The following is a 16,122-nucleotide window of genomic DNA, read 5'->3' on the forward strand; positions in this document are numbered from 1 at the left end:
TTCGTCCCTGGTTTGTTTGTCGAAATCGGTCACCAAAAATTGACCATCCAGGTCATATTTGAAGCGGTTGTAGTAGAGGGACGCTATAACCGGAATCGCTCCTTGCTGATTAAACAGGACACTCAACTCGACAAAAGGATTGATGGTGTCTTTTAAATCCAGGGTCTCGCTGCTGATTCCATGGAGCTTTAGTTTCGAATCACCATTGATTGACTTCCGAACTCCCGCTTCCAGACGCAAGGTTGTCGTGCTGAACTGATGATTGTAACCAGCAGCAACTTTAGCGAAGGGCGTGCGGCTGGTGAGATCAATGTCGTACTTGTTGAAGTCCGGCTGAAAGCGATTCCATTTGTATCCTCCGCCCAGCAAAATATCTACAAAGTTGCGCGCATCCAAAGCAATCCTCCAGCCAAGATCCAGGTCGACCTGGCCATCCTTTATTTTCTCATCCTGTTTTTCAGAATACTGCCCACTCATTTCTGCATGATAAACAAGGCCGGTCTGAGCGGTCATTTTGTTGCCGAAATTGAGAAACAATCCTCCTTCCGGCATGTGCTCAGTGGCCGTGCTTCTGCGCCCGGTGAATTTTAGTACGCTATAGCTGCCCTGCAAGCCAAATGCAAAAACCGGATCTGTAGCAGATGCAGCGCTGCAGACTGTTGATGAGGTTCCCGCGAGAAGGGTGGTGACAATAGCAGCAAGATTGGTTCTTTTCATAAGAACTCCATCGATGCACTACTGGTCCGGAGCAGACCGATTACTAACAACCATAGTCGTTTTTTTTAGGTGTTGGAGTGACCATCGCGAGGAGCTGGCTATGAAAGTGATAGATCAGCCCATCTTGTTTTTCCAGGTTTTAGTGTCGGATCAATCAGCATAGCAGTGTAAGAAAAATATGCCTGTTTACGGGAAAACTGATTCCTTCGAGTCTCTTTAATTACCGCCCCCCGTATTTATTGATCGCTTCGTGAATCAACGGGTTTTCCTCGAAATATCTCCTGACATTGAAAGACGCTAACTCAAAAAATCCTCATCTACTCTGGTTTCGCAGGTCACTGACCTGTCGTAATCAGCCATCGCAAGGAGCGATCAATGTATTTTGAGATTTACAGGCAAACCCGTGGCACCGCACAGACCGGCAAGGGCCAATGGCGCTGGCGTTTGCGGGCGGGGAATCATGAAACGATTGCCAGTGGAGAGGCTTACGTCAACAAGTCTGATTGCGTGCACGCCATCAGTTTGATCAAAGGGACTCAAGAGCAGACACCGGTCAAGGAGATATAGGTTCCAGGCGGTGAAGCTGCTCAGTCAGGGCAGCTTCGTTTTAACCGAGCGGTCTTGAGTTGTGAGTGCCGCGGGTTTTTATGGATCGGGTCGTTTGCCAACCTGCATAGACGCCGATCGCGACACCTCCCTAAACTGTCACCCTGTCTTGGGGACCGGGGTGCAACGGATGAATCGCAACGAACTGCGCAAGGCCGACATCAACCTGATGGTGGTGTTCGAGACATTGATGCTCGAGCGCAACGTCACGCGGGTGGCGGAGAAGCTGTTCCTCGGTCAGCCGACCATCAGTGCCGCGCTGAACCGCTTGCGAACGATGTTCAACGATCCACTGTTCATTCGGGTTGGCCATCGCATGGAGCCGACGGCGCGGGCCGAAGAGATCATTCAGCATCTGTCGCCGGCGCTGGATTCGCTGTCGGTGGCCTTGAGCCTGACTCATGATTTCGATCCGCTGAGCAGCACAATGACGTTTCGCATCGGGCTGTCGGACGATGTCGAGTTCGGTCTGTTGCCACCGTTGCTGCGCGCCTTGCGCCAGGAAGCGCCGAAGGTGGTGTTCGTGGTCCAGCATGTCGACTACTGGCGCATTCCTGATCTGCTGGCATCCGGCGATATCACCGTTGGTATTAGCCAGACCCGAGGCTTGCCGGCCAACGCCAAGCGCAAGTTGTTACGACATATCCAGCCCAGTATTTTGCGCGCAGACGCATCGGACACGCCGTTGACCCTCGATGAATATTGCGCGCGGCCGCATGTGCTGGTGTCCCACACCGCCAATGTCAGTGGCTACGCCGATGAATGGCTGGCGGAGATCGGTCGTACGCGCCAGGTAGTGCTGTCCGTCCCGCAATACAGCTCGTTGCCGGCCTTGCTTGCCGGAACCGATTTGATCGCCAGCCTGCCGGACTACACGGCGGAGGCGATGGCTGCGTCCGGTCAACTGTTCAAGGAACCATTTCCGTTCAAGACACCGACCCTGGACCTGTCCATGGTCTGGCTCAGTCACGTTGACAGCGATCCGGCCGAACGCTGGCTGCGCTCGCGTCTGGAGGCGTTCATGAGTGAACGTCCGATTCCTCCGCTGACAGAGTGAGTCGGGCGGCTCTGTGTTATATCTACGACCTTTCTGCCAATCCTCAGGAACCCCGTCATGCCCCACCTGCACATGGAATACACCGCCAACCTTTCCGAACTGAATGCCGACGTCGCGTTGATGCGACTCAACAACGCGCTGGTCGCTTCCGGGCAGTTTGAAGAGTTCGACATCAAGGCCCGTGCGGTGAAGGTCGAGACTTTCAGGGTGGGCACTGCACCGGGCGAGCGGGCGTTCATGCATGTAAAACTGGCGCTGTTGAGCGGTCGTTCACCGCAGATCAAGAAGCAGTTGTCTGACAACCTGCTGGCGGTGGTGCAGGATGTGTGTGAATGGCCGGTCGGAGTTGAGGTTCAATTGTGTGTGGAAATTATCGACATCGATCGAGAGTCCTACACCAAGACCGCCATCGGCCTCTGAGTTTCAGGCTATTTCCTGCTCGGCGCAGGCTTTGATCACTTGCTCGCGCAGCCAGGTATTGGCGCTGTCCTGATCGACGCTTTGATTCCATTGCATGTCCAGGGTGAAGCCCGGCAAGCCATTGGGCGCTTCGCAGTGATTGAAGATCGCCTCGTTGGCCAGCAATTGCTGGATGCGCCGGGGCAAGGTCAGGATGAAGTCGGTGCCGGTGATCATCTTCAGCGCCGCGCTGTAGCTGTTGGAGCGCGCGACAATCTGGCGTTTGTGGGCTTGCCGCGCCAGCCAGCCGTCAACCATGTTGGTGGTGGACGTCCAGGGCGTCGGGAACACATGCCGACGCTCAATGAACGCTTGCATGCTCAAGCGCGGTTCCAGCGGCGTGGCGCGTTTATCGAAGACGCAGACCAGATCGTCTTCCAGCAGCCTCCTTGAGTTGAAGTCGGTGTGGCTGCGATGAAAGTTCGGGCCGAAACAGATCACCAGGTCGAGGCTGCCGTCGCGCAGTTCTTCGGCCGGGATGTCGGTCTCGAACTTGTGCATGTTGACCATCACCGGCAGGTCGGCGAAATCGAAACTCTTTAACAAGCGTGGGAGGATCAACTGCTCGAAGTATTCCGGCGCGCAGATATTGAAGGTGACCGGTTGCAAGGTCGGATCGAACGTCGGTGTCCCGGCGTGGCACAGGTTGATGCTTTCGAGAATCTTCAGCACATGGGTATACATGGTGCTGGCTTTGTAAGTGGGGCGCATACCCGTGCGGGTATTGATGAATAACTCGTCTTCGAAACTGGTGCGCAGTTTCTTCAGGCAGTAACTCACGGTGGACTGGCTGACGCAGAGCGCCTCAGACACGCCGGTGACGCTGCTTTGCTCATACACGGCGACAAACACCATGAGGTCTTGCATGTCGAGCTTTCTAAGCAAGTTACTGTTCAGCATCCGTTCCGTCTCGCTGTGCTCCTTGCGCTGATTGTGCGCAAACGTGTGCGAACGATCCTAACGGAACGATGGTGCCAAGAGAATGCCCTGTAGGACTTTTCGTGGTCAGGTGTGGGACAGAAAATGTTATGAACACGACCTATAAATTCAATCTCCTGAAACTGCCTGGCCAGAGGCTTTTAATACTGATGGCTGCGCAGGCATCGCATTGCGGTCGGATATTAACAGCGCCAACATGCCGATGCCCACCAGCAACGCGCCGATTATTTCCGGGGCAAGTGGTGACTGGCGTAACCAGAACCAGTGGAACAGCGTGATGAACAGGGTACTCAGGTAGATGTAGGAAATGACCGAGGAAGGGGCGATGACGCCAATGGCTCGATGCAGCAGCCAAAAAGTCGCCAGGGTGGCGAACAGTGCCAGATAGATCAACCACCAAAAATCGCTGGCGGTCAGCAACGACGCCGAGCGCCAGCCGCCGCTGAACCCACAGAACGCCAATAGAAACAGCGCGCCGAACAGCATGTTCCAGAAGGTCATGCCCACCGGACCGCGACCCATGAGGCTGTTGGTCTTGAACCGTTGACTCAGGGGTGAGTAGAGCGCCATTGCCAGGCAACCGACCCCGTACACCGACACCGCATACAGCGACGGCAGTTCGCCGGGATCTGCACCTTTCAATACCAGCAACACGGCGCCGGCTGCGGCCACCAGCATGGGCAATACGCGCTGTTTCAGGCTGCTGTCAGGTATCAAGATGGCTTCGAACAGCAACGTCAGCAAAGGCACGAGGGTGAAGATTGTCCCGGTGTTCACCGCCGAGGTATGGCGCAGCGCTTCGAACAACGAGCCGAAATACAGCGCCAGCAACAGGCCGAGCACGGCATGACCGAGCAAGCCGCGGGTGGTCATGGCAGCATCGCCCTTGAACAGCAGCAGGGGCAAAAACACCAGGGCACAACACAGCAGGCGCAACCCGGTCAGCAGAATCGGGTCGATGGCCTGGCTGACCTGGGCTGCCGCGGAGAACGAGACGGCAATCAACAGAGCCCAGAGCAGCATGCCGATGTGCGCGGCAGCAAAACCTGTGCGTTTCATGATGAGATTCCGGGTCAGTGAATGTGCTTGGTGTAGTGTCGCGGATCGAAACGCAAAACCATCAGGATCATCAGCGCCATGACCCCGGTCAGTGACCACCAGGCCCATTCGAAACTGCCCAGCTGATCGCGAATCATCCCGGCGATCAATGGCGAAAGGCCGGCGATCAGGTAACCGATGCCTTGCACGAAGGCGGTCAGTCCGCCCGCGCGCCGCGGGTTGTCCAGATGATCCAGCGACACGATCAGGCTCATCGGGAACAGCCCGCCGATACCCAGTCCCAGCAGGCACGGCCACAGCAGGCTCAGGTGTTGCGGGCTCAGAATCAGCCCGCAGAAACCGGCCATGATCAGTGCCAGCAACACCACCAGTACCAGGCGCCGGTCGCGGCTGCGATTGGCGATGGCGGGGGTTGCCAGTCCTGACAACACTTCCATGGCGGTCAAAAAGCCCAGCAACAAACCGGCCTGTTGCTCGCTCCAGCCCTTTTCCACGTAGTACGGTGCCAGCCAGGCCAGCACACAGGTGTAGGACGCCGTGCCCAGGCCGAAGAAGATCGCGAGCAACCAGGCGCGGGAATTGGTGAAAAAGGATTCTTTGCTTGATGATTTGGCATTCAGCATCGACATGCCCGAGCGTTGAGCGCACCAGAACAGCAGTGCCACCAGCGCCAGCGCCGCCCAGATCGCCAGCCCCACTCGCCAACTGTCGGTGCGGGTCATCACCAGTGGCGCAAACGACGCTGCGATTGCCGCACCGCCCATGATCGACGTCACATAGAGGCCCATGCACAAGGAAACGTTTTCGCTGAAACGGGACTTGATCAGGGCAGGCATCAACGCCTGAATCAACGCAATGCCAATGCCGGCCAACACGGCGCTCAGGATCAGTTCCGCCACCGAATCGAGGAACAGCCGCGACACCGTGGCCAGGCCGATGATCAGCAGCGACAGCACCACGGTGCGCTGCTCGCCCAGGCGTTGACTGATACCGATACCGAAGAACATCGCCAGTCCCATGGCCATGACAGGCAGCATGGTCAACAGCGAGGCCAGACTGAAACTCAGCGGGATATCACCGCGAATGGCTGACAGCAAAGGCCCGACAGCGGCCATGGACGGACGCAGGTTCAGGGCGACAAGAATGATGCTGAACATCAGCCAAAGGGCGGGACGGGAGGTTGCGCGAACGTTTTCCATGATCGGACCTTCAGGAACAAGGAACCGATTAGGCGTGCGAGCGCTGGAAGCGGCAAATCAGAAAGTCTGGAGCAGTATTTAGAAATTAAATAAGAGTCCGTTCACCTGTAGCAGCTGCCGAAGACTGCTACAGGGGAGCGTCGCGAATAATCAATTGTTTAGCCAATCCACACCCAAGGTTCTTCAAATCCCGATTTAACGACTTAACCGCCCGTGTGATGCTGCGGCTCATCTGTTTGCTGCGGTCTTCTTTATGGACGATTGTCCAGCTGCACTCCCTTGCGAACTGGCTTTCTGGGCGCTATGGCACTGCCGCCATGCGCGCCCACCGGATTCCTGCATGTCCCGTTGATTGTTCTGACAGGTCCCGCGCTGTGCGTCGGGATCAAACCGGCGGCGCCTGTGCGTTTGCCTGACGCGGATAGACGAGAATTCCCATGAGCTGTGCCAAGACATCCTTCGCTACGAAAGAAGAAGCCCTGACCTTCCTCGAACATAATCCGGACATCGAGATGTTCGAGCTGTTCATCCTCGACAGCAACGGCGTGCCACGGGGCAAGTTGCTGCACCGCGATGAGCTGCTGGCGGTGTATGAAAACGGACGGCCACTGCCGAGTACCATTCTGGGCCTGACCCTCCATGGCGATGACGTGGAAAATTCCGGGTTGGTCTGGGACGTCGGTGATATCGATTGCCGCGCTTACCCTGTCAGCGGCAGTTTGCAGCGCATGCCGTGGCGATTGATCCCCACGGCGGCGGTGCAGGTCAGCATGCATCCGCAAGAGGGCATGCCCGCGACCATCGCCGACCCACGGCACCTGCTGGCCAAGGTTATCGAAGGCTTGCAGGCCGACGGTTATTACCCGGTGATGGCGGCGGAGCTGGAGTTCTATCTGCTGGATCAACAACGCGACAGCAACGGTCGGCCGCAGCCGGCGCGGGATGTCGATGGCGGGCGGCCCCGTGGGACTCAGGTTTACGGCTTGCGCGAACTGGAGCAGATCGAGCCGTTTCTGGCCGACCTCTACAGCGCCTGCAAGCTCCAGGGCATTCCGGCGCGCACGGCGATTTCCGAATACGCGCCGGGGCAGGTGGAAATCACCCTCGAACATCGCGCCGACGCTTTGCAGGCGATGGACGACGCGGTGCGCTACAAGCGGCTGGTCAAGGGCGTGGCTCACAAACACGGGATGACGGCCTGCTTCATGGCCAAGCCTTTCGACGACCTGGCCGGCACCGGCATGCACATGCACGTCAGCCTGGCGGACAAGGACGGCAATAACCTGTTTGCCAGTGAAGCCCCGGACGGTACACCGCTGCTCAAACAAGCGGTCGGCGGGATGCTCGGCACGTTGCTCGATGCGTTGCTGCTGTTCTGTCCAAACGCCAACTCGTACCGTCGTTTCCAGACCAACAGCTACGCACCACTGGCGGCCACCTGGGGCGTGGACAACCGCACCGTGAGTTTGCGGGTGCCCGGTGGGCCGGCATTCTCCCGGCATATCGAACACCGCATCTGTGGTGCCGACGCCAACCCGTACCTGGCGGCTGCGGCGATCCTGGCCGGTATTCATCGCGGCATCCGCGAGCAGCTTGACCCCGGGGCCCCGGTGGAAGGCAACGGTTACGCCCAGGCCACGCAATTGTTGCCGACCGACTGGCTGACCACGCTGCGAGCACTGGAAGGTTCGAGTTGGGCGCGGGAGGCATTGGGCAGCGAATTTCTAGGCGTGTACCTAGCGGTGAAGCGTGCCGAATACCGGCAGTTCATGGGCGAGGTCGGTGAGCAGGACTGGCGCTGGTATCTGCATCAGGCCTGAAACTGATATCCAGTGTTGAAAGTTTTGGCCAAATGCCATGAGCCAACTATTCGTTGGCTTCTTTTTCACAAAAAATTGATGGTTGGCTGCTTAAGATTTGTGTTGTCGCGGTAAATGAAATTTTCACATTTAGCGCAGGCACTTCTCTCCAGGAACAGCCGATCACATGTTGAAGTTTAAAACCGTGCGCCCCGAGTGGGTGACGTTGGTTGCCAGTGCCTTTCTATTGGCAGGGTTCAATTCAGTTCTCTGGCAACACCTCTTCGATATCACCGCGGCAGACGGTCAAGGCATCGTCTTGCGTGTCGCGTTCGGGGTGATGATCCTGGCGGCCTTCAACATTGTCCTGACCTTGCTGGCATTCCGGCCGGTGATGAAACCCGTATTGACGCTGATCTTTTTGATCAGTGCCGGCGTGGCGTATTTCATGAGCCAATACGGTGTACTGATCGACGCCGGCATGTTTCGTAACTTCGCCGAAACCAATGCCACGGAAGTACGCGACTTACTCTCGCTGAAGTTGTTTGTTTATATCGCGCTGCTCGGAGTCTTGCCGTCGTGGTTGTTGTGGAAAATCCCGGTTGACTACCGTCGCTGGCACCGTGAGTTATTAAGTAAAGGGCTGGTGAGTGTCGCGTCGGTCGCGGTGATTGGCGGTGTCGCATTGGTCAACTATCAAGGCCTGTCGTCGTTGTTTCGCAATCACCACGAGTTGCGCTTGATGGTGGTGCCGAGCAACTACATCGGCGCTTCGGTCGGTTATTTGCGTGAACAAGTGGTGTCAGCACGGCAGCCCTTCGTCAAACTCGGTGAAGATGCCCGGAAAAACCCGGTCTGGCAGGTCCACGGCCGTAAATCCCTGACGGTACTGGTGGTGGGCGAAAGCGCCCGGGCCGAGAACTTCGGCATCCTGGGTTATGACCGCGACACCACGCCGACACTGGATAAGGAAGCCGGCCTGATTGCCTTCACCGATGTGCATTCCTGCGGAACGGAAACGGCGGTGTCGGTGCCCTGCATGTTCTCCAACATGGGCCGCAAGGATTACAACGCCAGCAAGGCGAAAAATGAGGAAGGTTTGCTGGACGTGCTCAAACACGCGGGTTTCGAAGTGATCTGGCGGGATAACCAGTCAGGCTGCAAAGGCACCTGCGATCGGGTCACTGTCGACGACGTGAGTAATCTGAAAGACCCAGTGCTGTGCGCCAACAGCGAGTGTCGCGATGAAATTCTCCTGCAAGGTTTGCAGCATTTCATCGACACGCTGGATAAAGACACGGTGCTGGTGTTGCACCAAATGGGTAGCCACGGTCCGGAATACTTCAAGCGCTACCCGAAAGAATACGAACACTTCACGCCGGTGTGTGAAAGCAATGCGCTGAACAATTGCAGCCGCGAAAGCATCGTCAATGGCTACGACAACACGTTGGTCTACACCGACCATGTACTGTCGACCCTGATCGACCTGTTGCGCGGCAACCAGGACAAAGTCGATACCGCGATGCTTTATCTGTCGGACCACGGCGAATCCCTGGGCGAATACAACCTGTTCCTGCATGGCACGCCTTACCTGCTGGCGCCGGAACAACAGAAGCATGTCGCGATGCTGGCGTGGTTCTCCGACAGCTATCAAAAGTCGTTTTCGGTGGACACCCATTGCCTGCAACTGAGTCGTGAAAAGCCCTTGAGCCAGGACAACCTGTTCCATTCGATGCTTGGTCTGCTGGAGGTCAACAGCCAAGTCTATAACCCCGAACTGGACATGTTCGCCGGATGCCGCGGTGCCGTGATCGACGGTGTGCTGGCCAAAAAATGAGTGATTCGACCTTTTTTTCACGTAGCGGCCGCTAACCTGCGGCGCCTGAAACGTCCAGCACGAGCCCATTGCACATGTCCGCGCAGTCCCCATCCGCCATCGAACTCGAGTTCGCCCGGCGCTACGATCAGGAACACGCTCGCGTCTGCCATCAGCCGCGACCGCGTGGCCTGGCGGGGCGTTTGGCGTTCTGGCGCGAAGAGCAACTGGTGCGTAACGCGCTTCAGGTCGCTGGCGAACCGGGATTGATGCTTGATGTGGCCTGCGGTGCCGGGCGTTTCTGGCCTGTTCTGGCCGAGCATGCGAACCGGGTGATCCTCGCGGCCGATCCGTCTCAGGACATGCTCGATCACGCCCGCACCCACCACCCGCAGAACCTGCTCAAACGGGTCAAGACCTTTCAGAGTTCAGCCTTCACCATCGGCTTGTCGGCGAATGCGGTTGACTGCATTTTTTGCCTGCAGCTGTTTCAACGCATCGTCAGTCCCGAGCATCGGCTGGCCATGCTGGGCGAGTTCCACCGGGTCGGTCGCGATACGGTGATTGTGGCGGTGCGGGTTGATGGGCATTTCAAGCTCCGGCGATCGGACGTGGAGGGCGCACAGGTCCAGCCACAGGCCAGCAAGGCCGAGCTCGAGGCCGAGTTCCGGCAGGCGGGTTTCTGTGTGCTCAGCCATCAGGACTTCCTGCCGGGCTGCACGCGGATGCGGGTCTACGTGTTGCGTAAGGGCAGCTAGTCTTCACTTGTCAGACCATTCTTGCGGTCCGGTAGGCATTTTCGCTAAAGCTCTTGTTCAGTGGATGCGCGGAAATCGCCGGGGGCGATATATACTGCGCGCCATTCTTCAAGGGAGAGCCGTGTGGCCATCGATATTCACTGGATTCGCGACAACGATAGCCTCGGTCAGTTTTGCGCCGAGTGGCAGCAGCTGCCATTCGTTGCCCTCGACACCGAATTCATGCGGGTCGACACTTTTTACCCGATCGCCGGCCTGCTGCAGATCGGCGATGGCGTACGCGCTTACCTGATTGACCCACTGACCATCGACAACTGGCAGCCCCTGGCCGCGTTGCTGGAAAACCCGGCCGTGGTCAAGGTCCTGCATGCGTGCAGCGAAGACCTCGAAGTTCTGCTGCGCCTGACTGGCAGCCTGCCGGCGCCGTTGTTCGACACCCAACTGGCCGCCGCTTATCTGAACCTGGGTTTTTCCATGGGGTATTCGCGGCTGGTGCAGGAGGTGCTCGGTATCGATCTGCCCAAGGGCGAGACCCGTTCCGACTGGCTGCAACGTCCACTGTCCGACACTCAGATCAGCTACGCCGCCGAAGATGCCTTGCACTTGGCGGAAGTTTTCGTACAGCTGCGCCCGAAACTTTCCGACGAAAAATACGCCTGGGTCCTGGAAGACGGTGCCGAGCTGGTCGCCAATCTGCGTCGCGAAGTAGATCCGTACGAGGTCTATCGCGATGCCAAACTGGCCTGGAAGCTGTCCCGCGCCCAACTCGCCGTGTTGCGTGAACTTTGCGCCTGGCGTGAGACGCAGGCCCGTGCCCGTGATCTGCCGCGCAACCGCATTATTCGTGAACATTCCCTGTGGCCGTTGGCGCGCACGCAGCCGGACAACCTCGGCGCGTTGGCGAAAATCGAAGACATGCACCCGCGCACCGTGCGTCAGGACGGCGAATTTCTGCTTGATCTGATCAAGCGCTCTGGCAGTGTACCGCCAGATCAATGGCCGCCGGCGGTGCCGGAGCCGTTGCCGGTGGAAGCCGCTGCGCTGGTCAAACAGCTGCGCGCCATCGGTCAGGCCGAAGCCGAGCGCCTGAACATTGCGCCGGAACTGATGCTGCGCAAGAAAACCCTGGAAACGCTGCTCAAGAGCGGCTTCCCCAATGGTCCTTACCAATTGCCTGATTCGCTGCGTGGCTGGCGCCGCGAATTGATGGGCCAGACGCTGCTCGACAGCCTGGCCACCGCCGGAGAACAGCCTTGAAACGTATTTGCTCCATTTATCGAAGCTCGAAGAAAAACGAGATGTACCTCTATGTGCTCAAAAGCGATGCCTTGGAGCGCGTGCCTGAACCCCTGATGGCGGCTTTCGGCAAAGCCATCCACGCGTTCGATCTGGTGCTGACGCCAGAGCGCAAGCTGTCGCGCGAAGACATCACCGTGGTGCTGGAAAACCTCGACAAGCAGGGCTACCACTTGCAAATGCCGCCGGCCGAGGACGAGTACATCGAGCACTTGCCCGAAGAATTGCTGCGCCGCAACGACCCGATGTAATCGGCAAAAAAGGCTCTGTTCAGAGCCTTTAGGAAACACTGGAATGATTTTGGCGATGGCCAGGGCGATGGAGTGATGCTCCGTCGGCGGCCGTCTGCACTGTTTTTGAAAGGTTTGAACCATGCGCGTTCTGATTGCTGAACACGACCACGCTGTATATGCCCAACTGTTGCGTCAGGTAGCGCCTGATCTGGAGGTACTGACCAGCGGTGACTCCGCCGAACTGGCCCGCCAGGCCGCCGATTGCCAGGTATGGCTCGGCCAGCCGGATCTGCTGGCGACGCTGTTGCGTCAGGGCCACCTGCCTGCATGGCTGCAGTCGACCTGGGCCGGCATCACGCCGCTGCTGGCCGACGGCTTGCCACGGCACTATCGCCTGACGCGCGCGGTAGGGATTTTCGGTCAGCTCATGGCTGAATACGTGCTGACTTACATGCTCGGTCACGAGCGCGAAGTCCTGGCGCGACTGGTCAGCCAGGTCGAGCGCAAGTGGGACAACCGCCAGTGTCAAAGCCTGGCAGGGCGCAAGGTGTTGATCGTCGGCACCGGTGACATCGGTCAGACGGTGGCGCAGTTCCTGCTGCCGTTTGGCGTCGAGTTATATGGCATCGCCAGCACCGCCCGGGAGCAGGCGCCGTTTGTTGAAGTCGGCGCGCTGAGCGACTTGCCGCGTCTGGTCGGTGAGGCGGATTACGTGATTAATCTGCTACCGAACACCCCGAATACGCACGATTTGTATGACGCAGCCCTGTTCAAGCAGTTCAAGCCGACCGGGTTGTTCATCAACGCCGGGCGTGGCGTGGCGGTGGTCGATGCGGACCTGGTGCAAGCCTTGAAGGAAGGGCATCTGGCCGGGGCCGTGATCGACGTCTGCCGTCAGGAGCCGCTGCCGCAACGTCATCCGTTCTGGACCGCGTGGGGCCTGCTGCTGACCGGCCACAGCTCGGCACCGACCTCGCCACCGATGATGGCGAAGCTGTTTGTCGAGAACCTGCGGGCGTATCAGGCGGGCGAAGCGTTGCGTGGGGAAGTGGATTTCGCGCGCGGGTATTGAATTCACGCCAATGATCGTTCCCACGCTCCGCGTGGGAATGCATCCCGTGACGCTCTGCGTCACATCGAAGCGGAACGCGGAGCGTCCCTGGCGGCATTCCCACGCAGAGCGTGGGAATGCTCGGTGTTGTTGGTTAGAAAGTGAAATCACCCTCGGCCGCCAACTCGCTCAGCGGACGACGCGGGCTTGGCTCTTCGCGTGCTTGCAGGTACTCGGCCAGCGTCGCCTTGTCACCCAGCTTGCCGATCGCCACGGCGGCATGCAGCGCGTAGCCTTCAGGAATATTCAGCGCCTTGCGGGTCAGCTCCTGGTCGAAACCGGCCATGCCGTGGGTGTGCCAGCCGCTGATGCTTGCTTGAAGTGCCAGGTGGCCCCAGGCCGAACCGGTGTCGAAGGTGTGCCACAGCGCCGGAGTTTCTTCGGTGGCGCCGGGTACCGCGAAGGTGGTTTTCGAGATCACGATCACCAGCGCCGAGGCGTGCTGCGCCCAGCTGCGGTTGAACTCGTTCAGCAGGCCCAGGTAACGCTCCCAGTTCGGCGTGTCGCGACGCGCATAGAGAAACCGCCAAGGTTGCGAGTTGTAAGCCGATGGCGCCCAGCGGGCGGCTTCGAAGAAGCTCAGCAGGGTCTCTTCGGGGATGGTTTCGCCGGTGAAGGCGCGGGGCGACCAGCGATCGGTAAACTGCGGGTGAATGGCGTAGTCGGCAACGCGTGGATTAGCACTCATCAAGAGATTCCTTGCTACGTTTGAAAGTGAGGGACGACGCAAAACCCTACTGGGCGACGCAAGAACTGACAAGTGCCGTTGTACCGGCAGTCGCCAATGCTTGGCCCGCCGGTGCCTTGGCACTAGACTGGCGGCCTTTTCACCACCTGATGTTGATGCTTGAGCCATGGCCGCCAAAGTCGAACCGTTCTGGATACGCAAAACCCTCGATCAACTCGATCAGGAGGAATGGGAGTCGCTGTGCGACGGCTGTGGCCTGTGCTGCCTGCAAAAGCTCGAGGATGAAGACGACAACGCCGTCTATTACACGCGCATCGCCTGCAAGTTGCTGGACCTCAAAACCTGTCAGTGCACCGATTACCCCAACCGCCGCGACTTTGTTCCCGATTGCATCCAGCTCACGCCGGGCAAGGCCGACGAGTTCAAATGGCTGCCGCCGACCTGCGGTTATCGACTGGTCAGCGAAGGCAAGGACCTGCCGCTCTGGCATCACCTGGTGTGCGGTGATCGCGATGCGGTGCATCACGAACGTATTTCCCAGTCCGGGCGCATGCTCGCCGAAGGCAGCGTGGCCGAAGATGATTGGGAAGACCATCTGATTTTCCGCGCGGGTTAAGCGTCCGCCGTTTTAGCGTTTCACCAAGGAGTGTGTATGGCGGTGGGAGTGCGGCGGGCGTTGGCTGTCGGGCTGCTGGCCCTGAGTTCGTCCGTGTGGGCGGCGAAGAAAGTCGATCTGGATTATCACGTGCGCCTGTTGCCGCAAAGCGATCAGGCCGAAGTGCGCCTGACCCTGGCTCAAGGCTCGGCGGTGCGCAGTCTGGATTTCGACTTGGGCGACGGCAGTCACTACAGCGATTTCAAGGCCGACGGCCAATGGCAGCTCACACCGGGCATGCAGGCCCGTGGTGTCTGGCGCCCGGCCGCCGACCAGGCCAGCCTGACCTACCGCGTGCGCATCAGCCATGGGCGCAAGAGCGGCAGCTTCGACACGCGCATGACGCCAACGTGGGCGCTGATGCGTGGCGACGACCTGGTGCCCGCGGCCAGGCTCGATCAGCAGGACGGCATTGAGCTGGTGTCACGCCTTGAATTCGAATTGCCCTCTGGCTGGAAAAGCGTCGAAACCGCCTGGCCGCGGATCGGCAAAAACAAGTTCCGCATCGATAATGTCTCGCGACTGTTCGACCGTCCCACTGGCTGGGTGATCGCCGGCCACCTCGGCAGCCGTCGCACGCGGCTGGGGGAAACCGAAGTCACCGTCGCCTCGCCCCAAGGCCAGGGCATGCGTCGCATGGACGTGCTGACGCTGCTGACGTTTGTCTGGCCGCAAGTGCAGGCGGTGTTTCCCCGTCACCCCAGCAAGTTGCTGATCGTCGGCGCCAATGATCCGATGTGGCGTGGCAGCCTGGCCGCGCACGAATCGATCTACCTCAATAGCCGCCTGCCGCTGGTCAGCGAAAGCGGCACCAGTGCCTTGGTGCGCGAATTGGCTCAGGTGTTCGGGCGGATCAACGACAGCCAGCGCAGCGACTGGATCGGCGAAGGGTTTGCCGAGTATTACGCCATCGAACTGGTGCGCCGCGCGGGCGGCATGGGCGATGAGCGGTATGAGAGCTTGCAGGGAAAATTGGCCAGGGACAGCCAGAAAGTCACGACCCTGCTCGGAGAGCAGATCAACCCGGCGCAGGTAGCCAAAGCGGTGGTGTTGCTGCAGGAGCTGGATCGCGAGATTCGCCTGAAGACCCGCAACAAACGCTCGCTGGATGATGTATTGCGTGGGGCGATGCGTTTGGAGAGTGTCGATACCAAGCAATTCGTTCAGCTCAGTGAGAGCGTCATTGGCGAGTCTTCCAAAGTGCTTGATACCGGGTTGCTTCAGTAATACCGCCTTCGCGGGCAAGCCTCGCTCCTACAGGTTGTGGCGATCGCGTTATTGTCCGTAGGAGCGAGGCTTGCCCGCGAAGAGCCCCTGAGCCTCACCGCAAATTCCGGCTCAAACCCCGGCTTTCGGCGACTTCAAAGAATCATTCCCGGTCACGGTGGCGGTTTTGGTCGCCGCCTCGGCATTCGCCTTCAACCGGCTCAATTCTTCCCCGGCCCGCTCGATCCTGGCCCGCACGTTGTTCATATCCTGACGGCTCTTTTCCAGAAGGCTTTTCGCCGAACTGTGCCCGGTAATACCACGCGCCAGCGCCACGCCGCCAATCGCCACTTGAATCAACCCGAACACACCCCCGCGCCGCAGGCCCTTGCCGACCATCACCACGCCACCGGCCAGGGAGCCGATGCGCTCCCAACCCTGGACGTTCTGTTCGGGCTGAGTCTGGAACGGGGTGGATTCGATGCGCTCTACGCGTTTGAGGTCGCTCATGATCTGTCTCCAGG

At 59.0% G+C, this 16,122-nt stretch carries 17 protein-coding genes; 11 read left to right on the top strand and 6 right to left on the bottom strand.

What is annotated here, in order from left to right:
- Positions 1–717: outer membrane beta-barrel protein (locus HCU66_RS18290; protein ID WP_205889800.1), on the bottom strand; the 717-nt coding region annotated here is incomplete at its 3' end.
- A gap of 375 nt (positions 718–1,092) precedes the next feature.
- Here HCU66_RS18290 and HCU66_RS18295 point away from each other — a divergent pair.
- The 3 genes from HCU66_RS18295 (at position 1,093) to HCU66_RS18305 (ending at position 2,800) form a co-directional block, all read left to right on the top strand.
- The gene (locus HCU66_RS18295; RefSeq protein ID WP_205889801.1) at positions 1,093–1,284 is read left to right on the top strand and encodes a YegP family protein; all 192 of its coding nucleotides are present in this window, start codon (positions 1,093–1,095) and stop codon (positions 1,282–1,284) included.
- 169 nt (positions 1,285–1,453) lie between these two features.
- Positions 1,454–2,380: a LysR family transcriptional regulator gene (locus HCU66_RS18300; RefSeq protein ID WP_205889802.1), complete on the top strand. Its 927-nt coding sequence runs from the start codon at positions 1,454–1,456 to the stop codon at positions 2,378–2,380.
- A 57-nt stretch (positions 2,381–2,437) separates the two neighbouring features.
- Positions 2,438–2,800 (top strand): 5-carboxymethyl-2-hydroxymuconate Delta-isomerase, encoded by a 363-nt coding sequence (locus HCU66_RS18305; RefSeq protein ID WP_205889803.1) that lies wholly within the window; start codon positions 2,438–2,440, stop codon positions 2,798–2,800.
- Between the two features lie 3 nt (positions 2,801–2,803).
- On the opposite strand, the gene HCU66_RS18310 is transcribed toward HCU66_RS18305, so the two are convergent.
- The 3 genes from HCU66_RS18310 to HCU66_RS18320 all read right to left on the bottom strand — a co-directional run bounded on the left by HCU66_RS18310 (position 2,804) and on the right by HCU66_RS18320 (position 6,036).
- The gene (locus tag HCU66_RS18310; RefSeq protein WP_205889804.1) at positions 2,804–3,739 is read right to left on the bottom strand and encodes a LysR family transcriptional regulator; all 936 of its coding nucleotides are present in this window, start codon (positions 3,737–3,739) and stop codon (positions 2,804–2,806) included.
- A gap of 147 nt (positions 3,740–3,886) precedes the next feature.
- Positions 3,887–4,837, bottom strand: coding sequence for a DMT family transporter (locus tag HCU66_RS18315; RefSeq protein WP_205889805.1), 951 nt, complete (start codon positions 4,835–4,837; stop codon positions 3,887–3,889).
- A 14-nt stretch (positions 4,838–4,851) separates the two neighbouring features.
- Positions 4,852–6,036, bottom strand: a complete 1,185-nt coding sequence (locus HCU66_RS18320; RefSeq protein ID WP_205889806.1) for a cyanate transporter — start codon at positions 6,034–6,036, stop codon at positions 4,852–4,854.
- 437 nt (positions 6,037–6,473) lie between these two features.
- On the opposite strand from HCU66_RS18320, the gene HCU66_RS18325 reads away from it, so the two are divergent.
- The 6 genes from HCU66_RS18325 (at position 6,474) to HCU66_RS18350 (ending at position 13,010) form a co-directional block, all read left to right on the top strand.
- A complete protein-coding gene (locus tag HCU66_RS18325; RefSeq protein ID WP_205889807.1) occupies positions 6,474–7,856 on the top strand; it encodes a glutamine synthetase family protein in 1,383 nt (460 codons plus the stop codon).
- Between the two features lie 166 nt (positions 7,857–8,022).
- On the top strand, positions 8,023–9,672 hold the full coding sequence (locus tag HCU66_RS18330; RefSeq protein ID WP_205889808.1) for a phosphoethanolamine transferase: 1,650 nt from the start codon (positions 8,023–8,025) through the stop codon (positions 9,670–9,672).
- Between the two features lie 74 nt (positions 9,673–9,746).
- Complete coding sequence (locus HCU66_RS18335; RefSeq protein WP_205889809.1) at positions 9,747–10,409, top strand: class I SAM-dependent methyltransferase; 663 nt, start codon at positions 9,747–9,749, stop codon at positions 10,407–10,409.
- 123 nt (positions 10,410–10,532) lie between these two features.
- Positions 10,533–11,666, top strand: coding sequence for a ribonuclease D (gene rnd / locus HCU66_RS18340; RefSeq protein WP_205889810.1), 1,134 nt, complete (start codon positions 10,533–10,535; stop codon positions 11,664–11,666).
- Positions 11,663–11,956 carry a YcgL domain-containing protein gene (locus HCU66_RS18345; RefSeq protein ID WP_205889811.1) on the top strand — a complete coding sequence of 98 codons (294 nt, stop codon included), beginning with the start codon at positions 11,663–11,665 and terminating at the stop codon, positions 11,954–11,956. Before rnd ends, HCU66_RS18345 begins: the two co-directional genes overlap by 4 nt.
- Before the next feature lie 121 nt (positions 11,957–12,077).
- A complete protein-coding gene (locus tag HCU66_RS18350) occupies positions 12,078–13,010 on the top strand; it encodes a D-2-hydroxyacid dehydrogenase (RefSeq protein WP_205889812.1) in 933 nt (310 codons plus the stop codon).
- A gap of 133 nt (positions 13,011–13,143) precedes the next feature.
- Here the strand turns inward: HCU66_RS18350 and HCU66_RS18355 are convergent, their stop codons facing one another.
- Positions 13,144–13,737 (bottom strand): nitroreductase family protein, encoded by a 594-nt coding sequence (locus HCU66_RS18355; RefSeq protein WP_205889813.1) that lies wholly within the window; start codon positions 13,735–13,737, stop codon positions 13,144–13,146.
- Between the two features lie 166 nt (positions 13,738–13,903).
- Between HCU66_RS18355 and HCU66_RS18360 the strand changes: the two genes are divergently transcribed.
- Both HCU66_RS18360 and HCU66_RS18365 read left to right on the top strand, forming a co-directional pair.
- Entirely contained in the window at positions 13,904–14,353 is a 450-nt protein-coding gene (locus HCU66_RS18360) for a YcgN family cysteine cluster protein (RefSeq protein WP_007942199.1), read from the top strand.
- A gap of 36 nt (positions 14,354–14,389) precedes the next feature.
- Positions 14,390–15,619, top strand: a complete 1,230-nt coding sequence (locus HCU66_RS18365) for a hypothetical protein (protein WP_205889814.1) — start codon at positions 14,390–14,392, stop codon at positions 15,617–15,619.
- A gap of 111 nt (positions 15,620–15,730) precedes the next feature.
- Here the strand turns inward: HCU66_RS18365 and HCU66_RS18370 are convergent, their stop codons facing one another.
- Positions 15,731–16,108 (bottom strand): YgaP family membrane protein, encoded by a 378-nt coding sequence (locus HCU66_RS18370; RefSeq protein WP_205889815.1) that lies wholly within the window; start codon positions 16,106–16,108, stop codon positions 15,731–15,733.
- Positions 16,109–16,122: the final 14 nt, after the last annotated feature.

Origin of the sequence: Pseudomonas frederiksbergensis, assembly GCF_017114915.1 — a bacterium.
Classification (GTDB): Bacteria; Pseudomonadota; Gammaproteobacteria; order Pseudomonadales; family Pseudomonadaceae; genus Aquipseudomonas; species Aquipseudomonas frederiksbergensis_I.